Source organism: Microbacterium wangyouchuni, from assembly GCF_051546305.1.
Classification (GTDB): Bacteria; Actinomycetota; Actinomycetes; order Actinomycetales; family Microbacteriaceae; genus Microbacterium.
Genome location: NZ_JBPTMA010000002.1, coordinates 593,140 through 611,889, shown reverse-complemented (window position 1 = coordinate 611,889; position 18,750 = coordinate 593,140). Strand labels below are relative to the sequence as shown.

The 18,750-nt window shown below is 63.7% G+C and carries 20 protein-coding genes and 1 tRNA gene; 13 read left to right on the top strand and 8 right to left on the bottom strand.

Annotation, left to right across the window (positions count from 1 at the left end):
- Positions 1-14 precede the first annotated feature (14 nt).
- From ACSS7Z_RS06225 to ACSS7Z_RS06195, 7 genes are all read left to right on the top strand, one after another.
- Entirely contained in the window at positions 15-815 is an 801-nt protein-coding gene (locus tag ACSS7Z_RS06225) for an SGNH/GDSL hydrolase family protein (RefSeq protein WP_438253609.1), read from the top strand.
- A 16-nt stretch (positions 816-831) separates the two neighbouring features.
- A tRNA-Arg gene (locus ACSS7Z_RS06220) sits at positions 832-904 on the top strand.
- Positions 905-1,368: 464 nt separating this feature from the next.
- Positions 1,369-2,220, top strand: coding sequence for a transporter substrate-binding domain-containing protein (locus ACSS7Z_RS06215; RefSeq protein ID WP_438253608.1), 852 nt, complete (start codon positions 1,369-1,371; stop codon positions 2,218-2,220).
- Between the two features lie 69 nt (positions 2,221-2,289).
- Positions 2,290-2,955 carry an amino acid ABC transporter permease gene (locus ACSS7Z_RS06210; protein WP_438253607.1) on the top strand — a complete coding sequence of 222 codons (666 nt, stop codon included), beginning with the start codon at positions 2,290-2,292 and terminating at the stop codon, positions 2,953-2,955.
- A 2-nt stretch (positions 2,956-2,957) separates the two neighbouring features.
- Positions 2,958-3,683, top strand: a complete 726-nt coding sequence (locus tag ACSS7Z_RS06205; RefSeq protein WP_438253606.1) for an amino acid ABC transporter ATP-binding protein — start codon at positions 2,958-2,960, stop codon at positions 3,681-3,683.
- 91 nt (positions 3,684-3,774) lie between these two features.
- A complete protein-coding gene (gene thrC / locus ACSS7Z_RS06200) occupies positions 3,775-5,199 on the top strand; it encodes a threonine synthase (protein WP_438253605.1) in 1,425 nt (474 codons plus the stop codon).
- Positions 5,200-5,209: 10 nt separating this feature from the next.
- Complete coding sequence (locus tag ACSS7Z_RS06195) at positions 5,210-5,836, top strand: GyrI-like domain-containing protein (RefSeq protein WP_438253604.1); 627 nt, start codon at positions 5,210-5,212, stop codon at positions 5,834-5,836.
- Here the strand turns inward: ACSS7Z_RS06195 and ACSS7Z_RS06190 are convergent.
- Together ACSS7Z_RS06190 and ACSS7Z_RS06185 are read right to left on the bottom strand one after the other, a co-directional pair.
- Complete coding sequence (locus ACSS7Z_RS06190) at positions 5,826-7,691, bottom strand: glycerophosphodiester phosphodiesterase (protein WP_438253603.1); 1,866 nt, start codon at positions 7,689-7,691, stop codon at positions 5,826-5,828. The genes ACSS7Z_RS06195 and ACSS7Z_RS06190 overlap by 11 nt on opposite strands.
- On the bottom strand, positions 7,688-8,560 hold the full coding sequence (locus tag ACSS7Z_RS06185) for an oxygenase MpaB family protein (RefSeq protein ID WP_438253602.1): 873 nt from the start codon (positions 8,558-8,560) through the stop codon (positions 7,688-7,690). The genes ACSS7Z_RS06190 and ACSS7Z_RS06185 overlap by 4 nt, the downstream gene beginning before the upstream one ends.
- Positions 8,561-8,603: 43 nt before the next feature.
- On the opposite strand from ACSS7Z_RS06185, the gene ACSS7Z_RS06180 reads away from it, so the two are divergent.
- Positions 8,604-9,230 carry a TetR/AcrR family transcriptional regulator gene (locus ACSS7Z_RS06180; RefSeq protein ID WP_438253601.1) on the top strand — a complete coding sequence of 209 codons (627 nt, stop codon included), beginning with the start codon at positions 8,604-8,606 and terminating at the stop codon, positions 9,228-9,230.
- 64 nt (positions 9,231-9,294) lie between these two features.
- Here the strand turns inward: ACSS7Z_RS06180 and ACSS7Z_RS06175 are convergent, their stop codons facing one another.
- Genes ACSS7Z_RS06175 through ACSS7Z_RS06165 form a run of 3 tightly spaced genes read right to left on the bottom strand, consistent with a single transcriptional unit; the run spans position 9,295 to position 11,694 of the window.
- Positions 9,295-10,122, bottom strand: coding sequence for a CPBP family intramembrane glutamic endopeptidase (locus ACSS7Z_RS06175; protein WP_438253600.1), 828 nt, complete (start codon positions 10,120-10,122; stop codon positions 9,295-9,297).
- On the bottom strand, positions 10,119-10,844 hold the full coding sequence (gene trmB / locus ACSS7Z_RS06170; RefSeq protein ID WP_438253599.1) for a tRNA (guanosine(46)-N7)-methyltransferase TrmB: 726 nt from the start codon (positions 10,842-10,844) through the stop codon (positions 10,119-10,121). The genes ACSS7Z_RS06175 and trmB overlap by 4 nt, the downstream gene beginning before the upstream one ends.
- A gap of 16 nt (positions 10,845-10,860) precedes the next feature.
- Entirely contained in the window at positions 10,861-11,694 is an 834-nt protein-coding gene (locus ACSS7Z_RS06165; RefSeq protein ID WP_438253598.1) for a DUF3097 domain-containing protein, read from the bottom strand.
- Between the two features lie 122 nt (positions 11,695-11,816).
- On the opposite strand from ACSS7Z_RS06165, the gene ACSS7Z_RS06160 reads away from it, so the two are divergent.
- Genes ACSS7Z_RS06160 through ACSS7Z_RS06145 form a run of 4 tightly spaced genes read left to right on the top strand, consistent with a single transcriptional unit; the run spans position 11,817 to position 15,995 of the window.
- Entirely contained in the window at positions 11,817-13,874 is a 2,058-nt protein-coding gene (locus tag ACSS7Z_RS06160; protein WP_438253597.1) for a TPM domain-containing protein, read from the top strand.
- A 58-nt stretch (positions 13,875-13,932) separates the two neighbouring features.
- Positions 13,933-14,667: a PspA/IM30 family protein gene (locus tag ACSS7Z_RS06155; RefSeq protein WP_438253596.1), complete on the top strand. Its 735-nt coding sequence runs from the start codon at positions 13,933-13,935 to the stop codon at positions 14,665-14,667.
- Positions 14,668-14,727: 60 nt separating this feature from the next.
- Positions 14,728-15,525 carry an arginase family protein gene (locus ACSS7Z_RS06150; RefSeq protein WP_438253595.1) on the top strand — a complete coding sequence of 266 codons (798 nt, stop codon included), beginning with the start codon at positions 14,728-14,730 and terminating at the stop codon, positions 15,523-15,525.
- Positions 15,522-15,995, top strand: coding sequence for a Fe-S oxidoreductase (locus ACSS7Z_RS06145; protein ID WP_438253594.1), 474 nt, complete (start codon positions 15,522-15,524; stop codon positions 15,993-15,995). Before ACSS7Z_RS06150 ends, ACSS7Z_RS06145 begins: the two co-directional genes overlap by 4 nt.
- Here the strand turns inward: ACSS7Z_RS06145 and ACSS7Z_RS06140 are convergent.
- Genes ACSS7Z_RS06140 through ACSS7Z_RS06130 form a run of 3 tightly spaced genes read right to left on the bottom strand, consistent with a single transcriptional unit; the run spans position 15,953 to position 17,653 of the window.
- The gene (locus ACSS7Z_RS06140; RefSeq protein WP_438253593.1) at positions 15,953-16,423 is read right to left on the bottom strand and encodes an SIP domain-containing protein; all 471 of its coding nucleotides are present in this window, start codon (positions 16,421-16,423) and stop codon (positions 15,953-15,955) included. The genes ACSS7Z_RS06145 and ACSS7Z_RS06140 overlap by 43 nt on opposite strands.
- Positions 16,424-16,457: 34 nt before the next feature.
- A complete protein-coding gene (locus ACSS7Z_RS06135) occupies positions 16,458-17,180 on the bottom strand; it encodes a tyrosine-protein phosphatase (RefSeq protein ID WP_438253592.1) in 723 nt (240 codons plus the stop codon).
- Positions 17,177-17,653: a carboxymuconolactone decarboxylase family protein gene (locus ACSS7Z_RS06130; RefSeq protein ID WP_438253591.1), complete on the bottom strand. Its 477-nt coding sequence runs from the start codon at positions 17,651-17,653 to the stop codon at positions 17,177-17,179. Before ACSS7Z_RS06130 ends, ACSS7Z_RS06135 begins: the two co-directional genes overlap by 4 nt.
- Positions 17,654-17,812: 159 nt before the next feature.
- On the opposite strand from ACSS7Z_RS06130, the gene ACSS7Z_RS06125 reads away from it, so the two are divergent.
- Complete coding sequence (locus ACSS7Z_RS06125; RefSeq protein ID WP_438253590.1) at positions 17,813-18,736, top strand: alpha/beta fold hydrolase; 924 nt, start codon at positions 17,813-17,815, stop codon at positions 18,734-18,736.
- Positions 18,737-18,750 lie beyond the last annotated feature (14 nt).

The following is an 18,750-nucleotide window of genomic DNA, read 5'->3' as shown; positions in this document are numbered from 1 at the left end:
CCTACCCTCATGCCATGGCCTGGGCACAGACGCGCCGAAGCGCACGAGCAACGACGCTGATCGCCGTGCTCGTCGTGGCACTGTGCGCGGTGGCCTTGGGCGTCTGGCGCCCCTGGATCCCTGCCCCCACCGCGACGCCGGTGCTCGCCGCCGACAGGCCGGCTGCAATCGTTCCGGAGCCTTTGGCTCTGCCAGAGCATCCGCATGTTCTCGTCTTCGGCGACTCGTGGACATACGGCTCGGCCGCCAGCGCTCCGAGCCTCGGTTACGCGTATGTACTGGCCGATCTCATCGGCGGCACCACCACCGTCGACGGTGTGCGCGGCAGCGGCTATCTCAAACCTGGGGTCGACGGGCCGGCATTCGGAGAGCGCATCGCGGGGCTGGATCCTGCGCTCGATCCCGACCTGGTGATCATTCAGGGTTCCATAAACGACCGTACGCAGGGCGCTGCCGGTTACCGCGATGCCGTGAACGCAGCGTGGGACGCGCTGGCTGCGAAGTATCCGGATGCCGCGATCGTCGTGCTGGGGCCCGCACCGCACATCCTTCCTGCTGAAGACGGCACCGTGCGAATCGACCAGGATCTGGCCGCCCTCGCGAGCGCACGCGGCTGGTGGTATGTCTCCCCCATCCACGCGGAATGGATCACATTCTTCAATTACCGCGATGTCATCGATATCGACCTCGGCAACCGGCATCCGTCGACCGCAGGGCACCGCTATCTTGCGGAAAAGGTCGCCGCCGCGCTGACAGATCTGGCCGCCGCGCCCACAACCGAGGCCGGCATTGCGGAGTCCGCACCCAGTCGGTGATATTCTCGATCGGTACGCCTCCGTAGCTCAGTGGATAGAGCGCCGGTTTCCGGTACCGTAGGTCGCAGGTTCAACTCCTGTCGGGGGCACACATTCTGCAGAAGGGCCGTCCATCGGACGGCCCTTCTTTGCTGTCCGCAGCACTTGGTACCAGAACGTGATGTTAGCCGTTAGGTGACGACGACTCCGTCCGTGCTGGGGCGTCCCCACGCGACCGATACGGACGATTTGTGCCCGACCGCATCCGCTCGATGAACCCGGGTGCGAGATCGAGGACGCGACCACCTTCTTTATCACCTGCAGCCAGGTCTTTTCCTCGCGCCCGTGCGCGCGCGAGCGGCGGTATCGATCCTCGGAAATCCTCCCGTGGACACGTTCCGCGCGATGGGCGCGGCCCAGGTCCGACCGGGCTGCGAGCGCCGAAGCGCAGCACGGCGGGATTCACAACGGAATCGGCCCATATCCACCCGGACGTGTTGACACGCCTCTTGACCGCTCCATAGCGTGGATCGGGATCCCCTACTCGGGGGCTCAAGCTTCGGAAGGGCAAACAATGCAGTTTACAAAGCGTTCATTCACCGCCGGAATCGGCACGTTGGCAGCCATCACGCTCTCGGTAGGAATGGTCGGCTGCGCAGGTGGTGACGCCCCCGAAAGCGACGGCGAAGGCGCAGGCGGCAGCGACCTCAAGGACACCTATACGGTCGCCACGGACAGCTCCTTCGTTCCGTTCGAGTTCGACCAGGATGGTGAGCACGTCGGGTTCGACATGGACATCGTCAACGCGATCGCCGATGAGGTCGGCTTCGACGTGAACCTCGAAGTCACGAACTTCGACGGCATCATCCCCGGCCTACAGACCGGCGCATTCGACATCGCCATCGCCGGTATTACGATCACCGAAGAACGCAAGGGCGCTGTGGACTTCACCAGCCCGTACTACAAGTCCGGTACCCGTATCGGCGTCCCCGTCGACAACACCGACATCACCAGCATGGAAGACCTCGAGGGCAAGACCGTCGCGTCTCGACTGGGTTCAGCACCGCTGGATTACCTGGCTGAGAACGTGCCCGACGCGAAGGCTCTTCCGTTCGAGCAGCTCGACCAGATGTACCTCGCAGTCGAGGGCGGCACCGCAGATGCCCTGCTGTATGACGCTCCCAACGTCGAGTACTACATCAAGACCACCGGCGAAGGAAAGCTGAAGGCCGTCGGTGACCTGTACGAAGCTCAGGAGTACGGCATCGCCGTGTCGAAGGAGAACGAGGCACTCGTCGAGGCCATGAACCAGGCGCTCGCCAACATCATCGACGACGGACGCTACGCCGAGATCTACCAGGAGTGGTTCGGCGAGGAGCCCACCTGGCTCGAGGATCTTGCCGCCATGGGCGTGGACGCCAAGTAGTATCCACGCACTATTCGTTGAGGCGGGTGCAATCATGCACCCGCCTCTTCCATGAGAGGCACACTCGACATGCACGCACTCGCAAACTTCAACTGGGCCGGAGTGATCGAATTCCTCCCGGCGCTCGGGGTCGGTCTTTATTACACGTTGCTGGTCTCGGTGATCGGCATCGGCATCGGCTTCGTCATCGGCGCATTCGTCGGCCTGGGACGCATCAGCCAGATTAAACCGCTCTACTGGCTGGCCACCGTCTACGTCGAGCTGATCCGCGGCACCCCTGTGCTGGTCCAGGCCATCTGGATCTACTTCGCGCTCCCGCTCATCATCAATTACACCTTCCCCTCCCTCGTCGCGGGCATCATCGTGATCGCTTTGAACTCCGGTGCGTATATCGCCGAGATCGTTCGAGGTGCTGTCCAGTCAGTCGACAAGGGACAGATGGAGGCTGGCCGCTCGCTCGGCATGGGCAAGCACGTGACCATGCTCCACGTGATCTGGCCACAGGCCTTCCGCCGAATGATCCCGCCGCTGGGTAACCAGTTCATCATCAGCATCAAAGACACGTCATTGCTCTCAGTGATACTCGTACCCGAACTCATCTTCCAGGGCCGTATGATCGCGGCCAGCCACTTCAACGCGGTCGAGATCTACACCACGGTCGCCGCTTTCTATCTCGTCATCACACTCACGCTGTCGAAGGTGCTCAGCATTGTTGAAAAACGATTGGACCGCTGATCATGATCATTGAAATCAAAGATCTCCATAAGTCATTCGGTGACAACGAAGTGCTCTCTGGCATCAATTGCACAGTCGATGAGTCCGAGGTCGTCTGCGTCATCGGCCCGTCCGGTTCCGGCAAGAGCACGCTGCTTCGCTGCCTCAATCGTCTGGAGGAGATCACCAGCGGCACCGTCATCGTTGATGGCAATGACGTCACAGACAAGAAGATCAATATCGACGGCGTTCGCACCGAGATCGGCATGGTCTTCCAACAGTTCAACCTGTTCCCGCACAAGTCCGTGATCGAGAACATCATGCTCGCGCCCATGAAAGTTCGCGGTCTCGACAAGCAGGCGGCGCTCGAGCGCGGTCGTGCGCTGCTGACGAAGGTCGGACTCTCGGAGAAGGAGAACGCCTACCCTGCACAGCTATCCGGCGGACAGCAGCAGCGTGTCGCCATCGCTCGCGCGCTTGCGATGGAACCGAAGATCCTGCTGTTCGACGAGCCGACCTCGGCGCTCGATCCGGAACTCGTCGGAGATGTGCTCGCTGTGATGAAGACCCTGGCGGATGAGGGCATGACAATGGTCGTTGTCACGCACGAGATGGGCTTCGCTCGAGAGGTGGGCGATCGCGTCGTCTTCATGGACGGCGGAGTGGTCGTGGAGGAGGGAATCCCCAGCGCCATCTTCGACTCTCCCCGCGAGGCGCGCACGAAGGAGTTCCTCGACAAGGTGCTGTGAGTCATTCGGCTGCTGCCTGATCGTAACGACCTCTGCTCCACGCTCTACGATGGAAGCGACTCCGTCCCCCAGCACAATCGAGGTTTGAGACTTGCAGTTCATCTCCACACGCGGCGGCTCACTCGGACAGTTCTGCGATGTCCTGCTCGAGGGTCTCGCCCCCAACGGCGGCCTCGCCGTCCCCGAGCGCCTTCCGCAGCTCACCGGTGACGACCTCGAACGGCTGCGCCTGCTGACCTATCCGCAGCTGGCCACCGAGGTTATCGGGTTGTTCGCCACCGACATCCCCCGAGAAGACCTCGCCCGGCTATGCGATGCGGCCTACGGCGGCGGTAAGTTCGCCGTTGACGAGATCGTCCCGTTGACCGAGATCGGCGAGGGCATGACTCTGGTCGGACTGTCCGAGGGCCCGACTCTCGCGTTCAAGGACATGGCGATGCAGTTCCTCGGCGAGGCGCTCGAGTACGTGCTCGAGAAGAACGACCGCGTGCTGAACATCCTCGGGGCGACCTCGGGCGATACCGGATCCGCAGCGGAGCATGCTCTGCGCGGACGCGAGCGCGTGTCGATCTTCATGCTTTCCCCGCAGGGCCGGATGAGCGCATTCCAGCGTGCGCAGATGTACTCGCTGCAGGACGAGAACGTGCACAACATTGCTGTGGAAGGCGTCTTCGACGACTGTCAGAACTTGGTCAAGCGCCTCTCGACAGACCTTGATTTCAAGCGCGCCCACAGTCTCGGCGCGGTGAACTCGATCAACTTCGGTCGTATCTCGGCGCAGATCGCCTACTACGTGTGGGCGTGGCTGCGTGTCACTGACGGTCTCTCGGAGAGCGAGCGAGCAGATTTCGCTGTCTCCTTCGCAGTTCCATCCGGCAACTTCGGCAATATCCTCTCCGGTCACTATGCGAAGAGCATGGGGATCCCGATCCGCAAGCTCGTACTCGCGTCGAACGAGAACAACGTGCTCGATGAGTTCTTCCGCACCGGGCACTACCGACCGCGCAGCGCCGAGAACACACTGGCGACGTCGAGCCCGTCGATGGACGTCTCGCGCGCTTCGAACCTTGAGCGTTTCGTCTTCGATCTGCTGGGTCGCGACCCGGAGCGCACCGCGGCGGCCTGGCACGAACTCGAAGAACGCGACGAGATCGACCTGTCCGGCGAACTCAGCCGGTTCGCGGACGAGTTTGGTCTGGTCAGCGGCACCAGTACGCATGCCGATCGTCTCTCGACGATCCGTGACTTCTCGGCGAACAGCAGTGTCATCCTCGACCCGCACACCGCCGATGGTGCAAAGGTCGCGCGTGACCACGTCGAGGATGGCGTCCCCATGCTCGTCCTCGAAACGGCGAAGCCGGCGAAGTTCGCCGATCTCATCGCTGAGGCTCTGGGCACCACGGACGAGCCGGATGCCGATACTCAGGCGCTGCTGGATGCACCGCAGCGTGTGATCGAGATGCCCGATGACGAGCAGCAGCTCCGGGCCTTCATCTCCGAGCACGCGCTGAGCTAAACTGCCGCGCATGAACGCCAAGGTCGACTTCAAGAAGCAGATCGGGGCGTATTCGGCACGCAGGGGCCGCTTCGACATCGTCGAGGTGCCGTCCCTGCGTTACCTGATGATCGACGGTCACGGCGACCCGAACACCTCCCCTGAGTTCGCCAGCGCCGTCGAGGCGCTGTTTCCGATCGCGTATACGCTGAAGTTCACCAGCAAGAACACCCTCGGCCGCGACTACACGGTCATGCCGTTGGAGGGGCTGTGGTCGGCGGACGATCATGCCGCGTTCACGTCCTCACGCGATAAGTCGCAATGGGATTGGACGATGATGATCATGCAGCCCGATTGGATCGACCACGAACACTTCGCGGATGCTGTCGCCAGAGTCACAGCGAAAAACCCCGGCAGGCGGTTCGATGAGGTGCGATTCGGCTCGTTCAGCGAGGGTCTGTGCGTTCAGACGCTGCACGTGGGTGCCTTCGACGATGAGGCACCGGTACTCGCTGAGATGCACGATTCGTTCATCCCGCTGAACAGGCTGAGCCTGACCGGCAAGCACCACGAGATCTACTTCAGCGACCCGCGCAGAGGCGATCCTGCCAAACGCCGTACGTTGCTGCGTCAGCCGGTCCGACGACTCAGAAGATAACGATGTAACGCATGATCGCATCGAAGAACACGTCTGCGAGCCCTGTCGACTGTTGCATCTGCGTGCGAGCATCGAGCGCTTCGGCGGCCACATCGGTGATGACCCCATCGATGTCATCGCGCATCAGATCGCGGATGCGCTGCTCATCGTTCACTGTCCATGCCATCGCGCCAAGACCCGCCGCATGCGCGGCATCACGCATCTCATCGGTGAACGACCACTCCTCCATTACGAGGAAATCCGCTGAGGTCTGCGGCACTCCCATGCCAGCCAGCGCCATCGTGAGCCCTACGGTGAGGTTCGGCCGCACCCGCTTGAGTTCTTCGACCGTCGGGCCGTCGAGCGAGTGGTAGATGTTGTCCTCGAGCACCCCCAGTGACTCAAGCTCTTGCACCAGCCGCGGCACCAGATCCGGTGTCTCGGCGCCGTGGAGTTTAATCTCGATCAGCAAAGGCTGTTCGATGTCTTTGGCCACGAGCACGTACTCCTCGAGGGACGGAATGCGGTCGCTGTTGCCCTGTGTGTCGTGAACAGTGAGCGCGCTCAACTCATCCAGGGTGAGCTCGCTGACCGCACTGTCGTGATCTGCGAGCCGGCTGAGGTTCGCATCATGCATGACCACGAACTGCCTATCCGCGGTCTCCATGACGTCCATCTCCACGAAGTCAGCGCCTACCTCACGCGCGGCTTCCAGCGACGACAGCGTGTTCTCCACTGCCTCGGCGGTGTAACCGCGGTGTGCGATCACAAGGGTATCCGGCGCCCGCGACAGTGCATTCATAAGCGGCAGGTTCACAACGCTCAATCCGGCGATCAACGCTGCCGCGCACAGAACCGCGATCAGTGCTCTTCGCGGCTGAGGTTGCTCCTTCTCGGAATCAGCGACGGCTGCGGCCTCGGCATCTGACACTCGAGAGGCATCCGGCACGACGATGCGGGTTAGCGTCACCACGATGGACACAATCATGACGCCGCCCATACCGATGATGGTCAATGCGCATGCCTGTGTGAGGGCGAGCATCACCGCGGCGACGGCAGGAGATGCGGACGGCGCAAACATATCTGTAAGCGCGACAGGCGCAAGCCCGACGGCGACGAGCACCGCACCTGCCAGCGCGCCGGCGATGAGTACCGTGGCAACAAGCAGTGTGAGTGTGATGCCGTGGCCGCGCATGAGTCGCCAGCTGCGGCGCTGGGCGCGCCCGCCCGTGGCGTCGGTCATTGCGAACAGCGGAACGGCCAGGGCGAACCGCACATTCAGCGTGAGGAGCACGAGGAGAAAAACGAGGTAACCGATCATGCCCGCGGTCGTCTTTACGAGCTCACCGGAGATGAAGGACGGAATCGTGATCGCCTGCGAGAGCACGGAGAGGAAGCCGATCCCGCCCAGCGGAAGCAGCAGAAACAGGTAGGGCAACAGCGCAAGTGAGCTAGGCCGCAGGAGCTTCCGTGCGAGCGAAGCCACGTGCGTCAGCGCATCGCGACTGAGGAGGCGCTCTCCCGCCTGTACGCGTTGCACCGCGACGACGAGTACGAGGAACTGCAGTGACAGCACCAGGAAGCCGACAATGACCACGATGAGAATGAGGCCGGCCGACAACGGGGCCTCGATAAGTCGCGGGAGGGCAGCAATCTCGACGCCGCTGAGCCCCGCCGCGCGCAACGCCTCAGCGAACAGCCAATGCAGCACCGGTGCGGCGATCACCGCAACGATCAGCTGGCCGACCAGATACACCGAGGCCAGACGCCAGCCGCCGCGGCGCACAACCTGCCATGCAGCACCGAGAAGGTTCCGATAGGCGCCCTGCGAAACAGTCCTCTCGCTCGCCTCCGCTTGCACCGTGTGGTCGGTCATTGCGCTGCGACGCGAGTGCGCACTTTGCGGTACGGGTGATACTGCACGCGAGAGGATGCTTCGTCGACAAGCTGCTTATACGTTTTTGATTTCCGTGCCCCGGCCATGAGGTGCTTGGTGGTGCGCGCTGCTTTGCGCAGATTCATCGGGCGCCCCTCGATTCCGTACAGCAGCCGTGCCCAATCGGGAAGCAGATGCAACACGCCGTCCTGCACGATCACCCCGGTCCACACCTTCAGCGGATTGCCGCGGAGCGCTGGTTTGCGGAGGTTTCGAGTCACTTCCGCAGCCTCGATCCCGAGGGCGAGCCAGTGCGTCTGGCCGTCGATGTACTCCTGCAGTTCTTGTGCGTTCGAGGGCAGCAGCGCTTCGTCTTCGATACCGATCAGGCGCGCGGCCACGTGTTGCTCGACGATGAATTGGTCAGCTTCGGCAGGGGTGATCTCGACGCCGAACTCCTGCGATGCGCGCAACAGCGCGTATACGAAGGTGTTGTGCGTCCAGGCCAACCACTCCGGCTTGTCGGCGCGCAAGACTTCACCCGTGGCGGCGTCCGTCCACGTGGCATGCACGTGCATTCTTCGCACCGAGGCCGACGCGGCATCCGCGTGTGCGCGGTCGCCGAAGATTACAGTTTCGAAGTATCGGCCAGTGCGTTCATCACGGCCCGCCGAATCACTGTGCGACTCGGTCGCGTTGTAGAAGACGCGCATCATGTGCGGGTTGAGCGCCTGCAGCAGCAACGCTGCCATGCCGCCCAGTTTCGATACCGGGTCGGCGAACACTCGCCAGGAGATGCTGTCGGGAGCGAAATATCCGTCATGCGCGGTTCCGACATCTGCGACGGCCGCGGGATCCTGAACACTCATGGAGCTCCTACTCTTGCACTCAGTCCAAAGTTAGACTTGGTTCATGATGGCACAGGAACCGGGACGCCGTGAACGCAAGAAGCGCGAGACAGAAAACGCGATCGAAGAAGCTGCCATCTCCCTCGCGCTTGAGCGCGGTCACGCTGCAATCACCGTGCCCGATATCTGCGAACGAGCCGACGTCTCACGCAGCACATTTTTCAACTACGCGGCATCTCGCGAGGCGGCCATCTTCGGCCGTCCCCTCAATCTACTTCCGCACGATCAGGCTCTCGATCTGCTGATGGCGGACACCAGTGCGAGGAACACGACCGCCTTGTTCATGGTTGTCCTCGCTTCCCTTCCGCACGCGCAGGTGAACCCTGTTGTGGCGGCAGGGCGTGCGCGACTGCTCGCCGAGCAGCCGGACACGCAAGCCACGCTGTTCGCACAGTTCGGCCCGATCAGCACCCAGTTGACCGCCGTTGCAGAGCACTGGTTGCTCTCCTTGCCCTCGCGGCGGGTCATCCCAGACGACACAGCGGCGCGTGAGGCGACACTGACCGTCTCTATGGTCATGGGCGCTTTCATGGCCATCGTCAGCGAAGCCTCCGGACCCACCGATGTGACGCTCTCGATCCCCGCCTTCGAGAAGGCGATCGCCGATATCAGTCGTCTGACCGCGCGCTGAGGCGGGCACGTTCGACAGCACAAGAACCAGCACTGCCGCGAGCATTGCGGCGTGCACACCAGGCTCAGACCAGGAAGATCGGCAGCATCCCCGGATTGTGCGCGTGCACCAGCACCGCGAACACCACAGCGTCGAACAGCAGGTGCACGGTCACGACGTATGCAAGCGAATGCGTCCGCAGGAAGATGTATCCCTGCAGCAGAGCGAAGGGGATCGTCAGCAGCGGCCCCCACTCGCGGTAGCCGAGTTCCCACAGGAACGAGACGAACACAATCGTCTGCAGCACATTCGCCAGCGCGTTGGGAAAGTGCCGACGCAGCAGCGCGAACACCGTGCAGATGAAGAACAGCTCATCCCAGATGCCGACCGCCCCCACCCCGACGAACAGGCGCGCGATCAGCTCAGGCGAGTCGACGACCGGCCAGTTCTGGTAGACGCCGCTGGTGATGAAGTAGAACGGCAGGATCAGCCAACCGAGCACCAGCACGGCGATCAGCCACCCCCATTGCAGCCTTCCCCAGCGTTTGCCGGTGCGCCAGGGGAAACTGATGGCTCGGTCGCGGTACACGAACCGCGAGACCAGGTACGGCACGACTACCGCACCGCCGAGGGCGAGCGTGAAGCGCAGCATGGCCAGGTTGTCGAGTTCGGCCGCCAGCGGGATGACACTGACGATGAGCAGGCCCAGGGCGATCAGCGACAGATCGCGCGTCAGCGATGGGCCGGATGCTGTGCTCATTCGCCGTTCGCTCAGCCAACTCACGCCGATGCCCAGGGCGAGCAGGATCCACCCCAGCAGGCTCCACTCCGCGACGAAGAACGCCGGAGCTGCCAGGCACACCAGAGCCGCGGCTGTGATGCTCGGCGCCGAGACACGCACAGAGCCGTTCACGGACGAGGCCGTCTGCGGTAGACCAGGTCGCGGATGTCTCGTCCCTTGCCTAGTCCTTTGCGCTCGAAGGCGGTCATGACGCGTCCTTCGAAGCGCGCAGCCCACTCCCCCTCGAAGGCCCGCTCGAACAGTGGGTCGGCGTCCAGAACCACACGCATCTGCAGCGCGTACTCTTCCCAGTCCGTCGCCAGCCGCAGCAGCGCGCCGTCGGCAAGGGCACGAGCCGCGCCCTCTCCGAACCCGGGCCGAACCAGGCGCCTTTTGGTGTGACGCTTTTTGTGCCACGGGTCGGGGAAGAAGATCCACACCTCCGCAGCAGCGCCCACCGGTAAGAACGATGCGAGCACCTCGGGAGCGTTGGCCTCGATCAGGCGCAGATTGCGTACATCGGCCTTGTCCGCATCGAGCATCGTGCGGGCAAGACCGGCCCGGAAGACCTCAACGGCGAGAAAGTCATCACCGGGCCGAGACGACGCGGCCGAGATGATCGCATGTCCCTGGCCCGAGCCGATCTCGACGATCAGCGGTGCCTGCCGGCCGTACACGGCGGTGGGGTCCATCCGTGCTTCCGGATGCACACTCGTTGATGCATCACCGCGCGGAACCTCGATCAGATACTGCGGTGCAAGCTCATCGAACGCGCGGTCTTGAGCCTCAGACATCCGTCCGCTCCGCCGTACGAAAGAGACCGGTTCATCACGGAAAGTGCGCGGTTCAGACATACCTCCAGCTTAACTGTCAGGGCACCGTCACGAAGTCGATCAGTTCCTCGACCCGACCGAGCAGCGCGGGTTCGAGATCGCGATAGGAGGTCACTTTGCTCAGGATGTGCTGCCAGGCGCGTCCGGTGTCGCCCTGCTCCTGGTACGGCCAGCCGAATGCTCGGCAGATCCCGGTCTTCCAGTCGGTGCCGCGTGGAATCTCCGGCCAACGCGCGATGCCCAGCGTCTTCGGCGTCACACACTGCCAGACATCGATGAAAGGATGCCCGACGATGCGCACATGCGCACCGTGCGGGCCGCGCCGGACAGCATCCGCAAGGCGCGACTCCTTCGATCCGGGCACGAGATGATCTAGCAGAACCCCGTAGCGACGGGTCGCACTGGGCGGCTCGCTCGCGAGCAGCTCGTCGAGAAGATCAGCACCCTGCAGAAACTCGACAGCCACGCCCTCCGCACGCAGATCCGCGCCCCATACCTTCTCAACCAACTCGGCGTCGTGCTTGCCCTCGACGAGGATGCGGCTGGGCAGCGCAACACGCGCGCGCTGGTCGTCGGCAACGAACGATCCGGATGCTGTGCGCTTGATCGCCTGTTTCACGGGTGCGGGAGGGGTGAGCCGAACCGGCTCGCCGTCGATGAGGAATCCTCCGCCGAGGGGAAAGAGCCGCTTGCGCCCGCGGTAATCCTCCAGCTCAACGTGTCCGCTCTGCACCCGCGTCACCGCGCCGCAGTATCCGTCGATGGCGACCTCGACGACCAGGTCGCGTTCGGCTGCGACGTCCGGAACCTTCTTGGCGCCGCGCTCTCGCCATCCCGCCGCCAGCACATCAGAGCCGTACATGTCTTCCATGCCCTCCAGCGTATGTGTCTGCGCTGATGGCGAACGGCGATCCGCCGGTTGATGCTGTCGCGTGTCTGACTGTTTGCATAGACTCGTGGCATGACGCACGGCTGCCACTCGGAGGGAACACGATGAAGACGAGGTGGCGGACTACGGCCGTAATCACGTCCGCGATGCTCTTGGGTGCATTGACCGCCCCCGCAGCCCATGCCACCGATCCGCTGCCACTCGATCCCGGGTACGTGACCGACAGCGCTGGTGTGCTCAGCGCGGGCGAGAAGCAGGCGACCGAGGAGCGTTTGCAGGAGCTCACGGAGAACTCCACCGCCGACCTTTTCGTGGTCCTCGTGGACGAGTTCACCTCTCCGTCCGACCACGTCGTATGGGCTGACAACGTGGCTGACCGCAACAATCTGGGCCCCGAGCAGTACCTGCTCGCCGTCGCAGTCGAGGGCCGCGCCTTTTACATCTCGGCCGCACAGGGTGGGCCGCTCAGTGAGGGCAAGCTCAGCAACATCGAAGACGCGATCCAACCACTGCTCGCGGCAAAGGATTGGGACGGCGCGATTATCCTCGCCGCCGATGAGATTCAGGGCGACGGTGGCGCAGGCATGCTGCGAGGCGTGCTGATCTTCGCCGGGATCGTCGCTCTCGCGCTCGTGGCCTGGCTCGTTATCGCGCTCATTCGGCGTGCCAGGAAGAATGCGGAGATCCGGCGGCGTGGGGCCATGCCCGAAAAGCCGGACCCGAACGATCCCTTCTCCACCATGACCGACGAGCAGGTCGAGACTGAAGCCGGATCCGCGCTCGTGCAGGCAGACGACGCGATCACCTCCAGCCGAGAAGAACTGGGCTTCGCTGTCGCCCAGTACGGCGAGGGAGCAACGGCAGCATTCAGCGGGGCGATCGAATCCGCCCAGCAGAAGATGTCTCAGGCGTTCGATCTCAAACAGAAGCTCGATGACGAGATCGAAGACACCATCCACGAGCGTCGCGCCTGGCATATTCGCATCATCCAGCTGTGCGATGAGATCGATGACGTCCTCGATGACAACACCGAAGCTTTCGACGCGCTGCGCAAGCTCGAGCAGAATGCGCCGCAAGAACTCGAGCGAGTTCGCGCCGAACGAGCACAGGTTGAACCGCTCGTGACTGGCGCCTCCGCTGCGCTGGCTGCGCTTGCCGCTGCCTACGCCCCCGAAGCGCTCGGCGCGATCTCAGATAATCCGGCCGAGGCGCGAGAGCGCGCAGATCTGGCAGACCACTCGATCGAAGCCGCAACATCAGCTCTTGCTGCGGGCAGCAACGGCGAGGCCGCTTTTGCCATTCGCACGGCAGAGCAGGCGGCGGCCCAGGCCGCGCAGTTGGCGAACGCTATAGCTGCACTCGGTACAGAGCTCGCCGAAAGCGAGCGGCAGTCCACAGCGCTGATCATCGAGCTGAAGAGCGACCTCGCTGCCGCTCAACAGCTGCCCGACGCTTCGGGCGCGATCTCTGCGGCCATGACTGCGACGACTACCCAGTTGCAACAGGCTGAGGCAGATCTTGCCGGTCCCGCACGCAACCCCCAGCGTGTTCTTGACGCTCTGACCGCAGCGAACGCGCAGATCGATGCCGCTATCGCCCAGGGCCGTGAAAACGTTGAACGCACTCGCCGTGCTCAGTTGATGCTTCAGCAGACGCTGACCCAGGCCGATTCCCAGGTGCGCGGCACCCGGGACTTCATCCAGACGCGTCGCGGCACCGTGGGATCCACCGCCCGAACTCGCCTCTCCCAGGCTGAGGCTTCCCTCACGCATGCCCACACGCTCGAACACAGCGACCCGCAGGCGGCGCTGAGCGAGGCACAGCGTGCGCTCTCCCTCGCTCGGCAGGCGCAGTCCACGGCTCAGTCCGATATCAACAGTTACAGCCATAGTCAGTACGACAGCGGCTTCGGCGGTGGATTCTTCGGCGGATCATCCCACTCTTCCAGTTCAGGAATCGGCGGCGATATCCTCGGCGGCATCATCGGTGGCCTGCTCTCCGGCGGCGGCGGTGGCGGCCGATCCTCGTCTGGTCGCAGCAGTTGGCGCTCCAGCAGCAGCAGTGGATTCCGCAGCTCGGGCTTCGGCGGTGGCAGTCGGAGCGGCGGCGGCAGTCGCGGCGGCGGCGGCCGCAGCGGGCGCTCCGGCGGGGGCCGCTTCTAATAACGTGCTTCGTCCTTGACTTGACCTGACTTCGACATTCCAACCGAAAGGAAACACCATGACCAAGCAGTCCATCTTCGGCCGCATCTCGACCCTCATGAAGGCCAACATCAACTCGCTCATCGATTCCGCGGAAGACCCGCAGAAGATGATCGACCAGCTCGTCCGCGACTACACGAACAACGTCGCCGACGCTGAGGCCGCCATCGCCGAGACCATCGGCAATCTGCGTCTGCTCGAGCGCGACCACGAGGAAGATGTGCAGTCCGCGAGGAACTGGGGAAACAAGGCGCTCGCCGCGAGCCGTAAGGCAGATGAGCTGCGCGGTGCCGGCGAATCGGCGGATGCTGACAAGTTCGACAGCCTGGCGAAGATCGCGCTGCAGCGCCAGATCAGCGCCGAGCGTGAGGCCACCGGTGCCGAGCCGACGATTGCCGCGCAGACCGAGGTCGTCGACAAGCTCAAGAGCGGCCTGAACGGGATGAAGGACAAGCTCGGCGAGCTGAAGAACAAGCGCAGCGAACTGCTGGCTCGGGCCAAGGTCGCCGAAGCACAGACCAAGGTGCAGGATGCCGTCTCGTCCATCAACGTGCTTGACCCCACCAGCGAACTGGGTCGTTTCGAAGACAAGGTTCGTCGCCAGGAGGCCCTCGCCCAGGGCAAGATCGAGCTGGCGGCGTCCAGCCTCGACGCCCAGTTCGAGAGCCTGGAAGACCTCGGTGAGCTCACCGAGGTCGAGGCGCGTCTGGCCGAGCTCAAGGCCGGCACTTCGCAGTCGCAGCTCGAGTCCTGAGACTCCGGGTGCCTGGGATGTCGGCGTCCCGGGCACCCGTCTTATTCTTTGGAGATTGACGTGGCCCGTTTTCTTGTAGTACCGCAGTGGCAGGGATCGCCGTCTGCGCGGGCAATGCTCCTCATCGACGGGGCATCAGCCATCGCCGGTGACCTGCCCCGCACGGCCACGACGGTTCTCGATGTGCCGGTCGAGGCTGGTGACTCACTGGGAACCGGAGTGCATCGGTTGAGCTCTCTGCTGCGCGTTCGTGCGCTCATCGCCGATGCGATGACGCCGGAAACGATCGTCATCGGCGGAGACTGCAGCGTCACTGCCGCCGCGCTGAGCGCGATCGATCACGATGACGTCGCCGTCGTCTGGTGCGACGCACATCCTGACCTGCATGCCCCGGACACATCACCCTCGGGTGCGTACTCGGGCATGGCACTGCGCAGCATCATCGGTGAGGGCGAGGGGCAGCTCGCGCTCTCCCCCGCAATCGCGAAAGATCGCGTCGTCGTCGTCGGCGCCCGCGCGCTCGACGACGCAGAAGAGACACAGCTTGCCGGACTCACCCAGGTGAGCGTCCGAGAACTCGAAAATGCGGATGCCCTGGCCGACGCCGTGGCAGCCACCGGAGCCAAGCGGGTCTGGGTGCACATCGATGTCGATGTACTCGACCCTGCCGAAATCACCGGTGTGTCGACGGCAACACCGTTCGGCGCCGGCACCGCGGCGCTCACCGATGCGCTGCGCGCCCTACGCGGACGCTTTGATTTGGCCGGGGCGACAATCGCAGGGTTTGCGCCGCGATCGCCCGTAGATGCCGTCGACGATCTCGGCACTATTCTGCGGCTCATCGGTGCGATCGCGTGAGCGCTGATTGGCGCCCCGCGGCTGAAGCTGCGCTTGCGCGCGGACGACGCTTTGATCGCCGCATCCCGTCCTTCCTGCTGCGTTCGCCGATCAGCCGGATCGGCTACGCCTGGGGCACGGCCGTTGGCTGGACCTGGGGAACGCTGTGGAGCACGGGACCCGTCGAGCGTCGAGCGGGCCTGTGGGTCTTCCGCGGCATGCCGCAGTGGACGTTCAACCGTGGCGGCGTATGCGTCGGTGGTTGTTTCCTGACCGGAGATGCCAATCCCAGCGACGCTGTGCTGCGCCATGAAGCCGTCCACAAGGCGCAATGGCTTCGCTATGGCTTCTTGATGCCGTTGCTGTACCTGCTAGCCGGCCGTGACCCGTTGCGCAACCGCTTCGAGATCGAGGCAGGACTGGAAGACGGCAACTACGTGCGCGGTGCTCAGCGGTCGGCGGGCAGCAGCCCGAAGCGCTCCGGAGCCTGAATCTGCGCGGCCGAAACAGCAAGAGTGCCGGTGAGGTGGTCCACGATGTCAGCGGTGCCGAGGTACCCGCCGAGCAACGTCACCTGAGTGGGACGCTCGTCGTCGCAGAGCATCTCGTCTGCCCATGCCGTAGCAGCACGCGCAACCGCTGCGCCGGGTGCGCACGTGCGACCGGTCCCCGGGGCACCTGTTCGCGACGAGCGGGCCAGCCAAGTCACCGTCATGCGGGCCGGAGCCTCGATGAATCCAATATCGTCGGCGTGCGGAACTTCGATGAAGACGCGTCCGGAGGCGCACAGCGGCAGAGTGCTGAGGAAGACCTCGAGGTCCAGCAGCGAGTTTTCGTCTGCGGTCACCAGGTGGTGCGAGCTCAGCCGTGCGGCCCGGCGCTGGGCGCGCCCGCTGCGAACGATGGAGGATGCCGTCATGATTCCTCCATCATACACCCAATGAAGGGTTGCCTTACCTTGGTAGCGCGACTTCTTCGACGAGCGTCTTCTGCAACGCGATGAGATCGGTGTGCGCCATCCCATTCGCCAGCAGATACTCGGCCGCCGATCCCCACCGCGCATCCACCTCATCCAAGAGCGCCCGCATCTCCTCAGCCGGGGACAGCGTCGCCAGTGCGAGCGCGTGCTGTGCCTCCGGATGCTGCGTCTGCAGGAACGTGACGATTCGACGGTTGCGCTCCTCAGGCAGTTGCGACGCTGTGAGCGCATAGTCCGCGATAACGGCTTCGCGGTCCGCCCCGACCGCCGCAAGAGCGAGTGCGACGGTGACACCGGTGCGATCCTTGCCGACCGTGCAGTGCACCAGGGTCGATTCATTCTGCGCAATTACCCGGATCGCATCCACGATGCGTGCAGCGCTCTCCTCGACAAGTTGGCGGTACATCTGCCCCAGACTGAGGTCCTCCTCGAAGAATGACGTCACCGACCCGAGAAAGAGCGGCAGGTGGGTTGTGGTCATCGACAGTGGTGGCGACGGCGCAGTGGCGACCTCTTGGCCATCACGGAGGTCGACGATGTGCGTGACCCGGCGCTCCAACTCCGCGATACCGACCGCCGTTGCTTGGACGAGGTTGCCCGACCTCAGCAGCGTGCCCGTACGGATGCGTCCGCTCTCAGCGGGCATCCCGCCGACATCGCGAACGTTGAAGACGCCGTCGACTTCGAGGATCGTCACGCCGATGCCTGCTTCCCCCGTGCCGGCACCGGGTAGCGGCCGGCGATCACCACCCGGTTGAATGCGTTAATGGAAACGCAGGCCCAGCTCAGAGCCGCGTACTCCTTTTCGGTGAAGACACTGCCGACGCGGTTGTAGACATCGTCGGGGATGCCCCCGTCATGAATGTGGGTGAACGCTTCCGCCAGCTCGAGCGCTGCACGCTCACGATCGGAGAACACGCCGCTCTCGCGCCACGCCGGCAGCTGCGCGAGGGTGTCCGGGTCGATTCCCGCCTCGGCAGCGCGGTCGACATGCACTCGCGTGCAGTACGCGCACCCGTTGCGCTGCGAACTGTGGATCATCACGAGCTCTTTCAGCCGGTCATCGATTCCGTTCGCCTCGCAGATCTCACCGACTGTCTGCGAAAATGCGTCCAGTGCCCGATAAGCGGCCGGCTCGGTTTTTGACAGGTGCACGCGCGTCTCACTCATGTCTCCATGATAGGACGGGATACCAGCATCCCGTTCTGCGTTGAAATGCATAATGTCAAGCTAACTTCTTTTGAAGAATGCATATCGCTCGGTAAACCTGCGTTGTTACTGAGCATTCTGCTCCGGCATTTCTTACTGCACGGGTTTGGGGGTCAGAATATGGGCGTGGCGACAGAAACCAACGAGTTCAGCTATCTTCCGCACCAGGCCGAAGCTCTCGGTGTGACGGCTCCGTCAGTGACGCGGCTCACCCTCGCTCTGGCCGACGGTCGCGTGATCAGCGCCCTGAAGTTCGGCGAAGGTTCTCCCGTCATCACGCTCTTGCATGGCGCAGGTCTCAACGCTCATACCTGGGACACGACCACACTGCACATCCAGCATCCGGTGCTTGCCATTGATCTAACCGGGCACGGCGATTCCAGCTGGCGGACCGATGCAGATTACTCGGCCCGAACGCTGGCCGCTGATATCACCGCCGCCCTGGATACATGGACCACCCAGCCCCAGGTCCTCGTGGGCCAGTCGCTGGGCGGTCTGACCGCGGCGGCTGTTGCCGCTGCCCGACCGGATCTCGTCCGCGAGCTGATGATCGTCGACATCACCCCCGGAATCGATACCTCGGCCGGCCCCACCGTACTGCGCAAGTTCTACGAGGGCCCCACCGACTTCGCCAGCCGCGACGAACTTGTTGACCGCGCCATGTCCCTGGGGTTCGGCGGAACACGCGCCGAAACCGAACGCGGTGTCTTTCTGAACACCCGGGTCCGTCCGGACGGCCGGATCGAGTGGAAGCATCACTTCGCTCATCTAGCCGCACAGGCGATCGCCGCTTCTGCGGATGACACGGTATCCCCCGCCGTACTCACGCCGACCGGGTGGGAGGACCTCGCCGCCGTGCAAGCCCCCATCACTCTCGTGCGCGCGATCGCCGGTTTCGTCACCGCGCCGGATGGTGAGGAGTTCGCACGCCGGGTGCCGGCAGCGCGGGTCATTGCCATGGACGCCACCCACAACGTGCAAGAAACCGCCCCGGCAGAACTCGCCGATGCCATTCGCGAACTGGCTGACCGCACCACGCTCTAGGCTCTACCCGAATC